This is a genomic window from Pseudarthrobacter sp. RHLT1-30-1, assembly GCF_059383415.1.
On record NZ_JBWZCG010000011.1, the window covers coordinates 67,676 to 82,571 of the forward strand.

The following is a 14,896-nucleotide window of genomic DNA, read 5'->3' on the forward strand; positions in this document are numbered from 1 at the left end:
CATGCCACCGATTCCGTCACCGACCCCGATCGAGGTCCTAGTACACACCGGCCCTGCCGACTGGTGGCAGATTCTTGCCGCTTTAGGTCCGCTGGCGGTCCTCCTTGGGGCCTTGGTCGCCGGAGTGATCGGCTGGCGGACTTTGAAACAGAAAGCAGATGCGGACAACCGCGCGGAGTGGTGGAGGCGGACCCAGTGGGCCCTGGACGCCGTTTACTCCGGGGACAACAAGCGCGGCACGATCGGGCTGAAAGTCCTCAAAGTCCTGGGTGAAAGCCCGTTGGCCGGCGACGGAGAACTCGCCGTCCTGGAAGCCGCCTCGGAGCGGCCTCTCGACCATGCGGCCCAGGCTCGTGCGGCCCGCGCAATGGCCGAAGCGCAGCCCCCATGGGTGGCTCGGGCCCGAGTCCCGCACAGGGGCGCCGGTGTGGACGGCGAACCCGCGCCGCGGGACAATGGAGAAGACCACGAGCCCGGCGAGCCTGACGGAGGAGCACGATGAGCACGGCGGCCCGCCCGATCGGGCACGGCGCACACGCCGGGCCCCCACAGGTCGAGCACGAAGACATCTTCGACGACGATGACCGCGCCATGCAGATCGCGGCGGCCCAGCTTCGCGAAGTCACGGACCGCCGCCTCGGCAAGGTGACCCCGGAATGGGTCAAAGCTCTCGCCCAGGAACAGCCCCCCAGCCACACCGCCTGAGCGTTGCAGGCGAGTGACGCCTTCGCGACCGGACCGGCGCCCCCCGCTCTGAACCGGTACCGTTAAGCCGTGACATCCGAGTCCCCTCCCCAGCTCGCCGACCCTGTGATCAGCCGTCTTGTCGGCAGCACCTCCCTGAGCCGCGGCCGAACCTACGCGCGCAAGGGCGCCGTTTTCAACGTCGAGTGGAATCCCAGGAACTTGGAGTTAAGAGGCAAGGTCCAAGGAAACCGCAGCGCCCCGTACCGGACCAAAGTATCGTTTAAGGAGGGCATCAGCGGTTTGCGTCTTGAGTGGGGCGATTGCTCCTGCCCTATGGGCGCCAACTGTAAACACGTAGCTGCTTTGCTCGTGGAAATCAGCAGCGGGCCCGCCCTGGAGCAGCCGGCGCTAGTGGATCTTCCGCTGGCCCCGGCGAACGCTCAATCGTCCAAGCAGCCCGCGCCCTTCGTTCAGAACCCCGCCGTTCAGAATCACGGGGTTCAGGTAACCGTCCAGAAGCAGCCGCCCCCGGCGCCGTGGCAGGAGCAGATCCATTCCCTTCTCCACCCGGAGCCAGTTTCACGGTACTCGGGTTTCTCTGGCGTACCTACCATTCGAAGCGCCAGCAAGCCGACGCTGCGCCTCGGTGTGCAGCTGGAACTGCAGGAATCCAGTACCAGCCAGCCCGCCTGGTACCAGCGCGGCCGCGTTGACCCGTGGAAACATCAGTCCGCGCCGCAGGTCAGCCTGACGGCCAGACCGGTGAGGCTGAATGCCAAGGGCAAGTGGGTGGTGGGCCAGCTGCGCTGGGATACTTTTGGGCGTTCCTACTATGGAGCCCACCTCGAGGAATTCGGCCCGGAACAGGTTCGATGGATGCGCACCTTTGCCACGCTCTACGCTGCCGAGGCCGCGTCGGCTCCATACACCCATCTGTCCCTGGACGGCTTCAACAACCCTCTGCTCTGGCAGCTCCTCGCCCAGGCAAACGACATTGGTGTGGCGCTGGTGGCCGCAAAGTCCGGCGACGCCGTGGTGGTTCATGAGCCGGTCAGCATTTCACTGGACATCCGCGATCACGACGGCGGACTGCGCCTGACGCCGTACGTCGCCACCGGCGGGGGTTCCGCGGATCGCACCGCGATGGGCGTGATTGGCCGACCCGGTCACGGCCTGTTTTGGTGGGACACCGCCACCGGCCCGGGCACCTCCTCGGCTCCCGGTGTTTTCCATCTGGCCCCGAGCGCAGCGCCCGTTCCTGACGTCATTCGTCCGCTGATCAGCCACCGCACGGAACTGCTGGTTCCGGCGCCGGCCCGCGATTCCTTCCTCGGTGCGTTTTTCCCGCAACTGGCCCAGGCCGCCGATGTTATCAGCAGCGACGGCTCCGTGAAGCTGCCGCAGATCCTGCCGCCGGAGCTGGTGCTGACGGCCGCCCACGTCCCGCATGAATCCACAGCCGGGCGTGCACCGTCGAGCCGGACCCGGCGCCGCCCTGCGGCAGGAGCGCCGCAGGATCCCGGCGCCCTGCAGCTTCAATGGCACTGGGAGTATTCCTCCGCCGGCACCATCACCCGGCAGCCCCTGCCGGACGCGGGCACCGGCTACCGCGACCGCGGATTTGAAGGGCAGCTCCTGGCCCGGGTGGCCGGGGCCCTGGCCCCGTTCACGGCCGCCTGGCAGGAGCAGTTCCCGGACACAGTGTCCGGCCATCCTGGCAGCACAGAGCCGGCAGTGCTCAGAAACGTCGCCGCCGGCCGGTTCACCACCGAGGCGATGCCGGCCCTGGAACGGCTCGAGCACGTCCGGGTCGTGACCACCGGCACCGTGCCGGACTACAGCGAGCTGACGGACAGCCCGCTTATCGGCGTCAGCACCCAGGGAACGGACGACAGCGACTGGTTTGACCTAGGCGTCACCGTCACCCTGGGCGGGGAGGACGTACCCCTCGACCAGCTCTTCCGCGCCCTGGCTGCAGGCGAGGAACACCTGATGCTGTCCAACGGCAACTACTTCCGGCTCGACCAGCCCGAATTTCTCCAGTTGCGCCGGCTGATCGAGGAGGCCCGGTCCCTGCAGGACCACGAAGGGCCCCTCCGGATCAGCCGGTACCAAGCCGGGCTCTGGGACGAGCTCGAGGAACTGGCTGCCACGGCAGAACAAGCCGAATCCTGGCGGCAGAGCGTGGGCGGGCTGTTGCGGTTCTCGGAATTGCGGGATGTGCCGCTGCCGGCGGGCCTCAATGCCTCACTGCGCCCCTACCAGCAAGACGGCTTCAACTGGCTGGCCTTCCTCTGGGAGCACGGACTCGGCGGTGTACTTGCCGACGATATGGGTCTGGGCAAGACCCTGCAAGCCATCGCCTTGATCTGCCACGCCAAGAACGGCGTCGGCGCTCCGGAGCGCGACGAAACTGCGCGCCACCCCTTTTTGGTGGTTGCCCCTACTTCCGTGGTGCCGAACTGGGCAGCGGAAATTGGGCGTTTCGCCCCCGGGCTGCGGGTCACCGCCGCAACGGACACACTGCGCCGCAGCGGGACGGATCTGGCGTCACTCACGGCAGCGTCCGACGTCGTGGTTGTTTCCTATACGCTCTTCCGGCTCGACTACGAGGCCTACGCCGCACAACGATGGGCCGGGCTGCTGCTGGACGAGGCACAGTTTGTAAAGAATCCGGCCACCAAGGCCAGTCAAAATGCCCGCCGTTTCCCGGCCCCGTTCAAGCTCGCCATTACGGGCACGCCCATGGAGAACAACCTGATGGAGTTGTGGTCCATGTTCGCGATCACCGCGCCCGGGTTGTTCCCGTCGTCGAAGAATTTCGCCGAGTATTACCGGACGCCGGTGGAGAAGGAAGGGGACGCAGAAAGACTGGCGCAATTACGACGCCGGATCCGGCCCCTGATGATGCGCCGAACCAAGGACCTTGTCGCAAGGGATCTGCCCGCCAAACAGGAGCAGGTGCTGGAGCTGGACCTGGCGCCACGCCATCGCACCATTTACCAGCGGCATTTACAGCGCGAACGGCAGAAGGTGCTGGGGCTGCTGGACGACATGGACAAGAACCGGTTCGCGATTTTCAAGTCCCTCACGACGCTGCGGAGGCTCAGCCTGGACGCGTCCCTGGTGGACGAGAAATACGCCTCCGTGCCGTCCAGCAAGCTCGATGCCCTGTTGGAGCAGCTCGTCGACATCGTGTCCGAGGGACACCGCGCCCTGATCTTTAGCCAGTTCACCGGCTTCCTGGGCAAGGCCGCTGCCCGGCTGGACGCAGAGGGCATCCAATATGCCTATCTGGACGGCCAGACCCGGCGGCGCGGCGAGGTGATCGAGCAGTTCAAGTCCGGAAGCGCCCCGGTGTTCCTGATCAGCCTCAAGGCCGGCGGATTCGGACTGAACCTGACCGAGGCGGACTACGTCTTCCTGCTGGACCCGTGGTGGAACCCCGCTTCGGAGGCGCAAGCCGTCGACCGCACCCACCGTATCGGCCAGACCCGGAATGTCATGGTCTACCGGCTGGTAGCCAAGGACACCATCGAGGAGAAAGTCATGGCGCTCAAGGAAAAGAAAGCCAAGCTGTTCACCGCCGTCCTTGACGACGACGCGATGTTTTCCTCGGCACTGTCAGCGGAGGACGTTCGCGGCTTGTTCGACGGCTGAGACACGGCCAGAGCCGACGAAGTGTTCACCCGAGGTCCAGTTTCCCGCACACGGCAGTCCATCTCGCCTCCCTAGGGTGGTCGGGTCGCCGGCGCAGCGCCGGCAACCGCCACCCAGGAGGAACCACACCCATGCGCACAGTCCTGACTGCCGCGGCCACCGCCGCGCTCCTCGCCTCGCTGGCGAGCCCCGCCGTCGCCGCTTCACACACCGAAGCAGGCGCCGCGCCGTCGTCGAACACTGCCGGCACTGCCACCTCCGAGATCAAGACCAACGAGCGCAACGGCTCCTTTGACCTGCAGTCCCACCGCGGAGGCCGCGGCGAGTGGACCGAGGAATCCCTGGCCGCGTTCGCCAACTCGCTGAAGCTGGGCGTGACCACCCTCGAGCTGGACACCCACCTGACGTCCGACGGCAAGGTCATCGTCTGGCACGACGACACCATCCAGGCGGACAAGTGCCTGGACACCGCGCCGGCCACGCCGGGCGACGCCGCCTTCCCGTACGTCGGCGACCGGGTTGCAGAGCTGTCGCTGGCGCAGATCACGACGCTGGACTGCGGCTTCACCCAGCTCAAGGGGTACCCGGAGCAGGACGTGATCGAGGGGAACCGGATCGCCGAACTCAAGGACGTGTTCCAGCTGGTGCGCGACGCCGACGCCAAGAAGGTCAGCTTCAACATCGAGACCAAGGTCGAAGACGGCAGGTCCGGCGGCGAGGGCATGGTGGCGCTGACCAAGGCGGTCGTCGCGGAGATCCAGGCCTCCGGCATGGCGGACCGCACCACCGTGCAGTCCTTCGACTGGTCATCGCTGAACCTGACCAAGGAGCTCGCCCCGGAGCTGCCGCTGGTTGCACTGTCCAGCGGCGATGCCTGGCTCCAGGTCGGCCAGCCCGGCGCCAGCCCCAACCTGGGCGGCATCGACATCGACACCTACGGCGGCTCCCTCACCAAGGCAGCCGCGGCCCAGGGCTACGACGTCATCTCCCCCGCGTTCCGCTCCGTCACCGAGGGAATGATCGCCGAAGCCCACGAGCTCGGCCTGCCGGTCGTCCCCTGGACCGTCAACACCACGGCGGACATGGAGCGCCTGATGGAACTCGGCGTCGACGGCATCATCACCGACTACCCCACCCGCCTGCGCACTGTCATGGAGGAGCGCGGACTGAAGCTGCCGAAGGCCTACGCCCCGACCGTGTAGCCGTCCGCAGAAAAGGCTGTCTGCGTTCCCTTTCGGAACGTGGACAGCCTTCGTTGTACCTGGCGGTCGATCGGGCCGCCGTAGTACGTCGGTTCCTACTTTTAGGCCATGGCCATGGCGCCGATCTGCCGCATGATGCCCATGTTGTCAGTGGTGCCCCAATGCTCGGCTACCTTGCCGTCCTCGACGCGGACGATGTCGGTGCAGTCAAATTCCACCGTCTTGCCTGTTGGCGGGACACCGGCGAGTTCCCCACGGTGTGTGCCGGTCAGGACCACGTGGCATGCCTCCATGTTTCCGGCGCTCAGGGATGGCGTGAGTTCCTTGACTTTGATGTCCGGGAACGCCGACCGAATCGTCGTCACGAAGTACTTGACGCCGTCCCTGCCCGGCGGTTGCCCGGGGAGCCCCTCCTCGTGATCCACATAGCTGTCCAGCGCCAGCTCATCAACGAGGTCGAGGTTTCCGCTCTCCATGACGTCCTTGTAGAACCGCTCTATCAACTTCAGCTCTTCAGACATTTTCGACTCCTGGTAGATGCGAGACCGAATTGGATCCCCCCAGCGTCCAGCCCCGGCAGGACGCGCGTACGCCACCCGGTGAGGCCATCCTTCCGGGCAGCGGCCCCGCGCAGAGCGCCGGGAAACAGTGTGAAAAAGTGGTTAGGATCGGGCGAAACGCCCCGTTAAGGCTGAACTTATTCCCGGGTTTTGAGCCTGTCAAGGGGCACAAGATCGCGTTCGCCGCGCTGCTCCTGGGCCTCGGTAGCGGGCAGGCTTATGCTGCCCCGCGCACTCCGGAGATTGTCACACCGCCCCCGTAGTCTGCCGTCAGGAGCTTGAAGCGTCTGACAGGGGATGACATGGCTGAGCTGATCCACGAGGCAACCGGCGAATTCACCGACCACGCCGCCGCGGACTACCTGCACCGGCTGCGCCATTACGACCTGCTCACCGCCGGGCAGGAAGTGGAACTCGCGCAGGAAATCGAGGCAGGACTCTTCGCGGAGCGGCTCTTGGCGGACGGCACCTTGAAGCCTGACCTGGACCCAGTGGAGCTTCGGACCATCACCATTCTGGGCAGACATGCCGAAGAGGAGCTGCTGCACGCCAACCTCCGGCTCGTGGTCTGGATCGCCAAGCACTACACCAACCGCGGACTCGACTTTCTGGACCTGATCCAGGAAGGAAACCTGGGACTGCACCGGGCCGTCCGCACCTTCGACTTCACCAAGGGTTTCAGGTTCTCCACACACGCCGCATGGCCTATCCGGAGCGCCATCACACTGGCCGTGGCCAATCAGGCTCGTCTCATCCGGCTGCCGCTTCCCGTCGGTGCACAGCTGAAGACGGTGCGGGCAGCGCAACAGGCGGCCGCCATGACAGGGACCGTCTGCAGCATGGAGGAGCTCAGCCAGCTGACCCACACTTCGATCGGGAACATCGAATGCCTACTGGCTTTGGACCAGCCGCTCCTTTCACTGGAATTGTGGGTGCCTGACGGCAGGGGCGGAGCAGAAGCCCTGGCCGAACAGCTGTGGGATTCCTCCGAACCAGACGCGGACGAGGTAGTTTTCCATGAACAGCTGCGGGCCCAGGTCCACGCCGTACTCGCCACGCTCGAGGACCGGGAGGCCCGGGTCATTGCGATGCGTTTCGGATTATTGGGCGGTGAAGGGAAGACCCTGGAGGCCGTCGCGAGGGCGTTCGGCACGACCCGCGAATGCATCCGCCAGATCGAGATCGCAGCTATGCAGAAACTCAGGGACCCGTCCCGGTCCAACGTGCTGCGGCAGTACCACTTTGACTGCGAGAGCCCGTTCGGTGACGCGTCCTCACCCGCCGCGGAGACGGCGTCGGAGTCTCCGCCGGAGTCCGCACCCGCGGCCCTCATCCTCTCCGTTCCTGCCACAGCAGCGACACGGCAAACACGACCGCGCCGAGTCCCAGCATGACGAAGACCATGAGCCCCCAGTTGGCCTGGTTGACGCCTGTGCCGTAGAAAATCCCGATCAGGACCGTGGCCGTGATCGCCCCGATATAGCGGCAGGTCTGGAAGATCCCGGCGGCCACCCCGCGCTCCTCCGGCCGGGTGGACAGGTACATGCCCTGGCTGGAGGCGATGCTGACCACCCCGTACGGCACCCCCATCAGGGCCGTCACGGCGAGGACCAGCGGAACCGCGAACGAGGCGGTCAGCAGCCACATGGTCCCGGAGGCGATCAACAGCAATACGACGCCGGCGATCAGCACCCGCTTGACGCCGACCCGGTCCATCGTTCGGACCGCCAGGGGCGTCACCAGCACCGACATCGCGGCCAGCGGCAGCATCAGCAGTCCGACGACCCCGGGCTCGTAGCCCCCGGCCTGCTGGAGCAGCTGCGGGAGGCCGAAGAAGGAGAAGTAGTAGACGCCGTTGAACAGGGCGAAGCCCAGATAGACCAGCAGCAACGGCCGGTTCCGGCCCAGCAGCCGCAGGTCCAGGAACGGCGGGGCGAACCTCAGCTCCCGCCCGACGAAGAGCACCGCCAGCACCGTGCCCGCTCCGAGCAGCCACCAGCGGTAGGCCGGCAGGACGTTCAGCAGCGCCATCATCACCAGGACCATGGAGCCGATGAAGGCCAGAATGCCCGGGATGTCCGAGTCGCGCAGCAGCTCCGAGGCCCGGCCGCGTTCCCCGTCCTCGTCGGCCGGGGCGAACTTTTGGACCAGGAGGATCGCGGCCAGAGCCAGCGGGACGTTGACCAGGAACAGGGCCTCCCAGCCAACGAAACCCACCAGCAATCCGCCGACCACCGGGCCGACGGCGGCCGCGGAGGTGTTCGCCATCTGGATCCGGCCCAGCGGCCGCGTGGACCGCACTTTCGCCTGCCGGGCCAGCGCATTGACCATGACGACGGCGCTCGGGTACGCGGTCGCCGTGCCCAATGCCATGACGGCGCGCGACACGCAGAGCAGGATGAAGTTCGGGGCGAACGGAGCCAGCGCGCAAGTCACGGCCACCAGCGCCATGCCGAGGATGAACAGCCGCCGCGGGCCGAAACGGTCCGCAAGCCGGCCCATCAGCGGCTGGCCCGCCGCGGAGGTGAGGTAGAAGGAGGTGATCACCCAGGTGACGGTGGCGAAGTCGAGCCCGAAGTCGGCGCGCAGCACCACGAGGGCGACGGCGATCATCGAGGAGTTCAGCGGGTTCAGTGCCGTGCCCAGGCTGAGTCCTGCGACGGCAAGACCCGTCCGGGGAGAGTTGCTCACGGCAACAGTCTGTCCCACGGCGTGCAGCACCCGGAACTCTGTGACGTGCCACCCCGGGCTAGACACAAAAGCTGAGGAGGTGTCTCCGGCAACAGCAACAAAGGTCGGAAAGGCCGGCCAGCGTTCTCGTAACCGGAATTTGACCTATTCCGACCGGGTCTGGCCCCGTCCACGAGGTGCCGTCCCAGAAACCAAGGACACCGGGCGCTCCGGTCGGATACCAGCCCGATGGCGGCATCGGTGGCGCGGGCGGCTCCTCCATGTGAGGCTGTATCAGGGTCGCCGATTCGACAGCTGCTTGGGGCCGAATTGAGGCCGGACTTGATTCGTGGGCGGGGAGGGTCGGACCTGCGCTGTTGGCGTAGCTCTCGGCCGCTAGTCGTTTGACCAACTCCCGAGCAGTGTCCAGCGACGTGGTGTGGTGTGTCCACGCACTTCCGTCCCAATAGCGGGCGGTACTTCCCTCGTTGTACCAACCGGCCCGGGCACCCCCCACATTGACTCAGACGCCCTGCAGAGACTTCCGCGTCTGCCCACTGGCACAATCGCTAGTACTCCGCGGTGAGTTGCTGGTGCCGCATGTGAGCAAGCTGCGCTGCGGCCAGTTCCGCTTGGACGGCATTTTGTTCCATTAGCGTCCGCTGCACGTTTAGTTGCTGACGGCCGGCGATAAACGTTCCGACATTTGCCGCCGTGTTGTGGCGGTTTCCCTTCATCTTGCCCATCGGGACCGTCCATTCCGAGATTTATATTGCCGGGTTGCCTGCGGGCCACAGCTGTTCTGTTGCTCGAACGCTGAATCGCCGAGGTTCGGCTGACTTGGACTTTGTCCCAACTCTTCAGGCGATTCAGCCATTCAGGAACTTTGTGATTCAAACGCCGCCGGGGGCAACCACCGGTCACAGGGCGGCCATTCCGCTTAATATCGAGTCAAAGTCGACGGCCCCGCCAATTTTCTGTGTATTCTCTGAACGTGCGGCGATACCGCACATTTGCTTTGGGGGAAAATGGGCATAGATGCCTTTCTTGGCGCGCTAATTCCGCGAGCGGTCCCGTCTGCTCCCAGGGCAAATGTCGCCCCCACAATTGGCCAAGTTGCCAGTTACTTCGCACTGCATCCAACACGCATCCACAGTTGCCCGCCACAGGGCTGCCCATGAAAGGGTCTCAATGAGCCAGCCAACACCCCCTCCCGTCGGTCCAAAGGCAGACTACCCGCCGGCCCCTGCCCCCTACCCGGGCGCCACCGCAGCCTACCCGGGCGCCCCGGCACCCTACCCGGGGGCTCCCGCAGCTTACCCGGGGGCCCCCGGCGCTTTTCAGGGACAGCAGCCCGGAAATCAGTCCGCCGTCGGGAGCAAGTCTTTCCTGACGGCTTGGCTTCTGTCGCTGATCGTCGGCGTCTTTGGTGTTGATCGCTTCTACTTGGGCAAGGTCGGCACTGGCATCCTCAAGCTCATCACGGCAGGCGGCGCCGGTATCTGGGTTCTTGTGGACCTGATCCTCCTTCTCACCAACAAGCAGACGGACAAACGCGGTTACAAGCTTGCCGGTTACGACCAGCACAAAAAGGTCGCCTTGATCGTCACTGGGGTCGTCATGGTGCTCGGCTTCATCTTCAACGCTACGCGGCCTGCTCCGTCGTTGACGCCGGCCGCAACCCCGGCCACGACAACTGCTGCCTCCGCCGCTCCCGCTGACACGAATGCGGCTGCAGCTGCCACCGGGGCCAAAGTCGGCGAGCCATTCACTGCTGACATGGGCAACGGAAACGTCGCACGGATCACCATCGTCTCGGCATCCTACGGACCCGCTGCGTCCACGGGCCCGCTGGCAACCCCGGCGACGAACGGCGGCTACTTGATCCTGGACGTTCTTTGGGAAACCGACAAGGGCGAGACGTCCAGCAACCCGCTGTACTTCAAGGCCAAGGATGCCGACGGCCGATCCGCAAACACTGAACTGGCCATTGATGATCAGCTCGGCTCGGGCGAGGTACCTGTCGGCGACAAGGCGCGCGGCAAGGTTGCCTTTGATATCAAGCCTGGTACGTCAACCGTGATCGTCACGACTCCGCTGCTGCAGGAAGCGGCTCGGGTTCAAGTCACTCCGTAGTCAGCTGCTTCGCGAACCCGGGCTCCGGCGACTTTGTCACCGGAGCCCGGGTTCGCGTTCGAAGGTTGTTCCCTCGTCGACGAGGTCACAGCAAATTACAGATATGTGAATGGGGAGAAATGAAGAAAGCACTAGTCCTAGGTGGCGTCCTCTGTTTGACACTGTCCGGTTGCGGAGGGGGAACCGCGCCGCAGGCCGCCCCGACGGTCACTCAAACCGCAATGGCAACCGTTACAGCGACAGTCACAGCCGCCCCGGTAACGGCCGCTGCTGCGGCCCCTGTGGCAGCTCCGCCGGCGCCTCCAGCAACGCCCCTGACCGCTGTGATTCCTGCAGTCGTGCCAGGGACGAACGCCGAAGCGTTGGATGACGATCTGACGGCTCTTGGCTTTAAGAAAGTCGTCTACAATGCGGACACAGGCAAGACGGTCCTTTTGCTCAGCAACTGGACCGTAACAGGCATCGACAACGCCGGAGTGGAACAGTCAGTAGAAAAGGCAGTCGTCGTCCACGTTACAAAGTAGAGCGTCGGGCACCGGCGCGGACTGGCTAGCTTTGTCAGCGTCGGTGCCGCGAATTGCCGTATTGCCGTATTGCCGTATTGCGTTCAGCGACTCACGGTTTGCGGGCGATGACGTCGAAGATGTGCCAGTGCTTGGGACCGCGGAACGACTGCCCGTCGTCGTCGTACACCTCGAACTTCAGGATCTCCAGCCCGTCGAAGAGTTGCCGGGCCTCCGCCTCGGTGTGGAAGTTCCATTCGGGGACGTCCGCCCAGGAGTCCCGCTCGCCGAACAGGTTTACCGCCACGATGCCCCGGGTCTGGAGGGCATTCAGTATCAGCTGCCAGAAGCGTTCGAAGTGATCCGGGTGGATGAACGGGAGCGAATAGCCGGCGAAGATCAGGTCCGCGTCCGGAAGTGTCCGGAGCTCCTGGAAGGGCCGTACCTCGATGCTGAGCCGGCTTACCATCTCCGCCGGAGCGATCCCGAGCAGCCGCTCCCGGGTGTCCGGCAGCGAGTCCACGGCGTGCACCCGCCAGCCATCGGCCAGCAACGCCAGCGTTTCCTTTCCGGCGCCGCAGCCCAGGTCGAGGGCACGGCGGCCGTGCCCCGGACCGGCGAAAGCCATCGCGTCGAGGCAGAGGGGGCGCACGGGCCGGGCCGCCTGGGCCGCGTTGTAGTCCGCCCAGATTGCACTGCCGGTGTCGCGGCCGGCGCCGGCCCCCTCCGCCGCGCGCCCGGCTTCCGGTGTCACAGGACCTTGGAGAGGAACGCCTTGGTCCGGTCGTGCTGCGGATCGCTCAGGATCTGCCGGGGCGGGCCGGCCTCCACCACTACGCCTTCGTCCATAAAGACCAGCGTGTCCGCCACTTCGCGGGCGAACCCCATCTCATGGGTCACCACGATCATGGTCATGCCGCTCTTGGCCAGTTCCTTCATCACGTCGAGGACCTCGCCCACGAGTTCCGGGTCCAGGGCACTGGTGGGCTCGTCGAAGAGCATCAGCTTCGGGTCCATGGCCAGCGCACGGGCGATGGCCACGCGCTGCTGCTGCCCGCCCGAGAGGTGCGCCGGGTAGGCATCGCCCTTGTCCCCCAGACCAACGCGGTCCAGCAGTTCAATGGCCCGGGCGGTGGCTTTGGCCTTGGACAGACCCTTCACCTTGATGGGGGCCAGCGTGATGTTCTCGACCGCGGTCAGGTGCGGAAACAGGTTGAACCGCTGGAACACCATTCCGATTTCCTGGCGCTGGAGGGCTGCTTCCTTGAGCTTGAGTTCGTAGAGCTTGTCGCCCTTCTGCCGGTATCCCACCAACTGCCCATCGACCGAGAGCCGGCCACCGTCGACCCGTTCCAGGTGGTTGATGCAGCGCAGGAACGTCGACTTGCCCGAACCGCTGGGCCCCACAATACAGAGCACCTCCCCGGGATCGACTTCCAGGCTGATCCCGCGCAGGACCTTGTTGGTGCCGAAATTCTTGGAGACCCGCTCGGCAAGCACCATCGGCACGTCCGTCATCCTTTTCCTCCAAAGTCTGTGCCGATCGGTGCGGCGGGCGTGCCGGGGACCGCAGTCTCCGGTCCCGGCGTCGACGGTTCCTTGCCCGTCTTGATCCGTCCGGTTCCCCGGGAGAACCGCTTTTCAATGAAGTGCTGGCCCACCATCAGGATGGAGGTGAACAGCAGGTACCAGAGGGAGGCCACAATCAGCAGCGGCACCGGCGTGAACGTCACGGCGGAAATACCCCGGGACACGCCGTAGAGGTCGATACTCAGCGGGATGGCCGCCACCAGGGAGGTGGTCTTGAGCATCGAGATCACCTCGTTGCCGGTGGGCGGAATGATGATCTTCATGGCCTGGGGAACCACCACGTACCGCATGGTCTGGCCCCAGGACATCGCCAGCGCCGTCGAGGCTTCCTCCTGGCCCGTGTCCACGGACAGCAGGCCGGCCCGCACGATTTCGGACATGTAGGCGGCCTCGTTCAGGGCCAGCCCGATCACGGCGGTGATGAAGAGGTTGGTGAAGACCTCATTCGGGATGGTGGCCCACGGCTCCATAAACGGGATGCCCAGCGTGAACACCGGGTAGATCAGGGACACGATGCCCCAGAAGACCAGCTGCACGTAGACCGGGGTGCCGCGGAAGATCCAGATGTACAGCCAGGCAATGCTCTTCAGCACCGGGTTTGGCGAGAGGCGCATGATGGCCAGCAGCAGGCCGAGCACGATGGCACCGATCATCGCGTAGATGGTCAGCCACAGCGTCACCCACGCCGCCTGGCTGATCCGGCGGTCGAAGATGTACTTGCCCACGTCCGCCCAGCCATAATCCTGGCGCTGGGCGGCGTCGAGCACAAACACCGCCAGGCCGAGGACGAGGAGCACCGCCACCACGTTCCGCCAGGGGTGGCGCAACGGGATCGCGACGATCGCTTCCGGCGGTGCATCGTCGTCGTGCCGTCTGCTGCCGGCCCGCGGCTTGATACCGGCTTCCGGCGTCCTGCCGGGTTCCGCCTCAGTCATCCGGCCCGGTTCCGGCTCGCTCATCTGCGGTCAGCCCTTGGCTGCCACGTTGAGGTCCGCCGTCTTGACTCCGCCGGCTTCGACGCCCCACTTGGACAGGATCTTGGTGTAGGTGCCGTCGTCGATCAGCGTCTGGAGCGCCTTCTGCAGGACCGGCGTGAATTCGCTGCCCTGGGCGACGGGGATGCCGTATGGTGCCACTTCGAAGGCGTCGCCGGCGGTCTGCAGCTTGTCCTTGGTCTTGGAGATCGCGTAGAGGGTTACGGGTGAATCGGCGCTCATCGCGTCGACCTGGCCGACCACGAGGGCGTTGGTCGCCTGGTCCTGCGCGTCGTACTTGAAGATGGTGATGGCCGGCTTGCCGGCGTCGGTGCAGGCCTTCGACTTGGCGGGCACTTCGTGAGTGTCCTCATAGGTGGTGGCCTGGACGGCGACCTTGAGCCCGCAGGCGTTGTTGGGGTCGACGGTCTTGCCCTTGGGGGCGGCCCACTGGATTCCGGCGGAGTAGTAGTTGACGAAGTCGACCTGCTTCTCGCGTTCCAGGGTGTCGGTGAAGGAGGACATGCCCATGTCGTCCTTCCCGGCGCGGACGGCGGGGAGGATGTTGTCGAAGGTGCCGATGTCGAAGTTGACCTTCAGGCCCATGACCTGGCCCAGGGCGTTGGTCAGGTCCACTGACCAGCCTGCCGGGTTGCCATTGTCGTCCTTGAACTCGTTGGGCGGGTAGTTGTTGGCCATGCCGACGTTGAGCACCCCCGCGCTCTTGATCTTCGCCGGAAGCATCGCGGCTATGGCGTCATTCTTCTTGACCGCGATGGCGTCGGCTGTTCCGGTTCCGGAGGCCCCGCCGGTGGCGGCCGGGGTGCTGTTGTCGACGCAGCCGGAGAGCGCGAGCGCTGTCGCCAGGGTGAGAACGGGGAGGGCGTATCGAGTGCGCATGGTTTCCTTAGTTG

General features: G+C 65.4%; 15 protein-coding genes and 1 pseudogene. 8 read left to right on the forward strand and 8 right to left on the reverse strand.

What is annotated here, in order from left to right; genetic code table 11:
- Nucleotide 1 precedes the first annotated feature (1 nt).
- From AC50YM_RS10030 to AC50YM_RS10050, 5 genes and pseudogenes are all read left to right on the forward strand, one after another.
- On the forward strand, nucleotides 2-502 hold the full coding sequence (locus AC50YM_RS10030; RefSeq protein ID WP_494956800.1) for a hypothetical protein: 501 nt from the start codon (nucleotides 2-4) through the stop codon (nucleotides 500-502).
- Nucleotides 499-705, forward strand: a complete 207-nt coding sequence (locus tag AC50YM_RS10035) for a hypothetical protein (protein WP_494956801.1) — start codon at nucleotides 499-501, stop codon at nucleotides 703-705. The genes AC50YM_RS10030 and AC50YM_RS10035 overlap by 4 nt, the downstream gene beginning before the upstream one ends.
- A gap of 105 nt (nucleotides 706-810) precedes the next feature.
- Nucleotides 811-1,056: pseudogene (locus AC50YM_RS10040) on the forward strand (SWIM zinc finger family protein); the annotation flags it as partial.
- Nucleotides 1,057-1,335: 279 nt separating this feature from the next.
- A complete protein-coding gene (locus AC50YM_RS10045) occupies nucleotides 1,336-4,347 on the forward strand; it encodes a DEAD/DEAH box helicase (RefSeq protein WP_494956852.1) in 3,012 nt (1,003 codons plus the stop codon).
- A 131-nt stretch (nucleotides 4,348-4,478) separates the two neighbouring features.
- Entirely contained in the window at nucleotides 4,479-5,549 is a 1,071-nt protein-coding gene (locus AC50YM_RS10050) for a glycerophosphodiester phosphodiesterase family protein (protein WP_494956802.1), read from the forward strand.
- Between the two features lie 101 nt (nucleotides 5,550-5,650).
- Here the strand turns inward: AC50YM_RS10050 and AC50YM_RS10055 are convergent, their stop codons facing one another.
- Nucleotides 5,651-6,070 (reverse strand): ester cyclase, encoded by a 420-nt coding sequence (locus AC50YM_RS10055; protein WP_494956803.1) that lies wholly within the window; start codon nucleotides 6,068-6,070, stop codon nucleotides 5,651-5,653.
- Nucleotides 6,071-6,411: 341 nt separating this feature from the next.
- Between AC50YM_RS10055 and AC50YM_RS10060 the strand changes: the two genes are divergently transcribed.
- Nucleotides 6,412-7,503 carry a sigma-70 family RNA polymerase sigma factor gene (locus tag AC50YM_RS10060; RefSeq protein WP_494956804.1) on the forward strand — a complete coding sequence of 364 codons (1,092 nt, stop codon included), beginning with the start codon at nucleotides 6,412-6,414 and terminating at the stop codon, nucleotides 7,501-7,503.
- On the opposite strand, the gene AC50YM_RS10065 is transcribed toward AC50YM_RS10060, so the two are convergent.
- Genes AC50YM_RS10065 through AC50YM_RS10075 form a run of 3 tightly spaced genes read right to left on the reverse strand, consistent with a single transcriptional unit; the run spans nucleotide 7,439 to nucleotide 9,525 of the window.
- Complete coding sequence (locus AC50YM_RS10065; protein ID WP_494956805.1) at nucleotides 7,439-8,800, reverse strand: MFS transporter; 1,362 nt, start codon at nucleotides 8,798-8,800, stop codon at nucleotides 7,439-7,441. The two genes, AC50YM_RS10060 and AC50YM_RS10065, sit on opposite strands and share 65 nt — an antisense overlap.
- A gap of 58 nt (nucleotides 8,801-8,858) precedes the next feature.
- A complete protein-coding gene (locus AC50YM_RS10070) occupies nucleotides 8,859-9,296 on the reverse strand; it encodes a DUF2510 domain-containing protein (protein ID WP_494956806.1) in 438 nt (145 codons plus the stop codon).
- Nucleotides 9,297-9,348: 52 nt separating this feature from the next.
- Entirely contained in the window at nucleotides 9,349-9,525 is a 177-nt protein-coding gene (locus tag AC50YM_RS10075) for a hypothetical protein (RefSeq protein WP_494956807.1), read from the reverse strand.
- Between the two features lie 445 nt (nucleotides 9,526-9,970).
- Here AC50YM_RS10075 and AC50YM_RS10080 point away from each other — a divergent pair, with 445 nt between their 5' ends.
- Nucleotides 9,971-10,915: a TM2 domain-containing protein gene (locus AC50YM_RS10080; protein WP_494956808.1), complete on the forward strand. Its 945-nt coding sequence runs from the start codon at nucleotides 9,971-9,973 to the stop codon at nucleotides 10,913-10,915.
- Nucleotides 10,916-11,034: 119 nt separating this feature from the next.
- A complete protein-coding gene (locus AC50YM_RS10085) occupies nucleotides 11,035-11,439 on the forward strand; it encodes a hypothetical protein (RefSeq protein WP_494956809.1) in 405 nt (134 codons plus the stop codon).
- 91 nt (nucleotides 11,440-11,530) lie between these two features.
- Here the strand turns inward: AC50YM_RS10085 and AC50YM_RS10090 are convergent, their stop codons facing one another.
- The 4 genes from AC50YM_RS10090 to AC50YM_RS10105 are packed head-to-tail and all read right to left on the reverse strand — an operon-like array spanning nucleotide 11,531 to nucleotide 14,882.
- Nucleotides 11,531-12,172 carry a class I SAM-dependent methyltransferase gene (locus AC50YM_RS10090; protein WP_494956810.1) on the reverse strand — a complete coding sequence of 214 codons (642 nt, stop codon included), beginning with the start codon at nucleotides 12,170-12,172 and terminating at the stop codon, nucleotides 11,531-11,533.
- Entirely contained in the window at nucleotides 12,169-12,936 is a 768-nt protein-coding gene (locus AC50YM_RS10095; RefSeq protein ID WP_494956811.1) for an amino acid ABC transporter ATP-binding protein, read from the reverse strand. Before AC50YM_RS10095 ends, AC50YM_RS10090 begins: the two co-directional genes overlap by 4 nt.
- A complete protein-coding gene (locus AC50YM_RS10100; protein WP_494956812.1) occupies nucleotides 12,933-13,967 on the reverse strand; it encodes an amino acid ABC transporter permease in 1,035 nt (344 codons plus the stop codon). The genes AC50YM_RS10095 and AC50YM_RS10100 overlap by 4 nt, the downstream gene beginning before the upstream one ends.
- Nucleotides 13,968-13,973: 6 nt before the next feature.
- Nucleotides 13,974-14,882: an ABC transporter substrate-binding protein gene (locus AC50YM_RS10105; RefSeq protein ID WP_494956813.1), complete on the reverse strand. Its 909-nt coding sequence runs from the start codon at nucleotides 14,880-14,882 to the stop codon at nucleotides 13,974-13,976.
- Nucleotides 14,883-14,896: the final 14 nt, after the last annotated feature.

What these genes read in the sequence shown, in the direction of transcription:
- AC50YM_RS10030 (WP_494956800.1), top strand. Translation starts at nt 2, where the DNA reads ATGCCACCGATTCCGTCACCGACCCCGATCGAGGTCCTAGTACACACC.
- AC50YM_RS10035 (WP_494956801.1), top strand. Translation starts at nt 499, where the DNA reads ATGAGCACGGCGGCCCGCCCGATCGGGCACGGCGCACACGCCGGGCCC.
- AC50YM_RS10050 (WP_494956802.1), top strand. Translation starts at nt 4,479, where the DNA reads ATGCGCACAGTCCTGACTGCCGCGGCCACCGCCGCGCTCCTCGCCTCG.
- AC50YM_RS10055 (WP_494956803.1), bottom strand. Translation starts at nt 6,070, where the DNA reads ATGTCTGAAGAGCTGAAGTTGATAGAGCGGTTCTACAAGGACGTCATG.
- AC50YM_RS10060 (WP_494956804.1), top strand. Translation starts at nt 6,412, where the DNA reads ATGGCTGAGCTGATCCACGAGGCAACCGGCGAATTCACCGACCACGCC.
- AC50YM_RS10075 (WP_494956807.1), bottom strand. Translation starts at nt 9,525, where the DNA reads ATGGGCAAGATGAAGGGAAACCGCCACAACACGGCGGCAAATGTCGGA.
- AC50YM_RS10080 (WP_494956808.1), top strand. Translation starts at nt 9,971, where the DNA reads ATGAGCCAGCCAACACCCCCTCCCGTCGGTCCAAAGGCAGACTACCCG.
- AC50YM_RS10085 (WP_494956809.1), top strand. Translation starts at nt 11,035, where the DNA reads ATGAAGAAAGCACTAGTCCTAGGTGGCGTCCTCTGTTTGACACTGTCC.
- AC50YM_RS10095 (WP_494956811.1), bottom strand. Translation starts at nt 12,936, where the DNA reads ATGACGGACGTGCCGATGGTGCTTGCCGAGCGGGTCTCCAAGAATTTC.
- AC50YM_RS10100 (WP_494956812.1), bottom strand. Translation starts at nt 13,967, where the DNA reads ATGAGCGAGCCGGAACCGGGCCGGATGACTGAGGCGGAACCCGGCAGG.
- AC50YM_RS10105 (WP_494956813.1), bottom strand. Translation starts at nt 14,882, where the DNA reads ATGCGCACTCGATACGCCCTCCCCGTTCTCACCCTGGCGACAGCGCTC.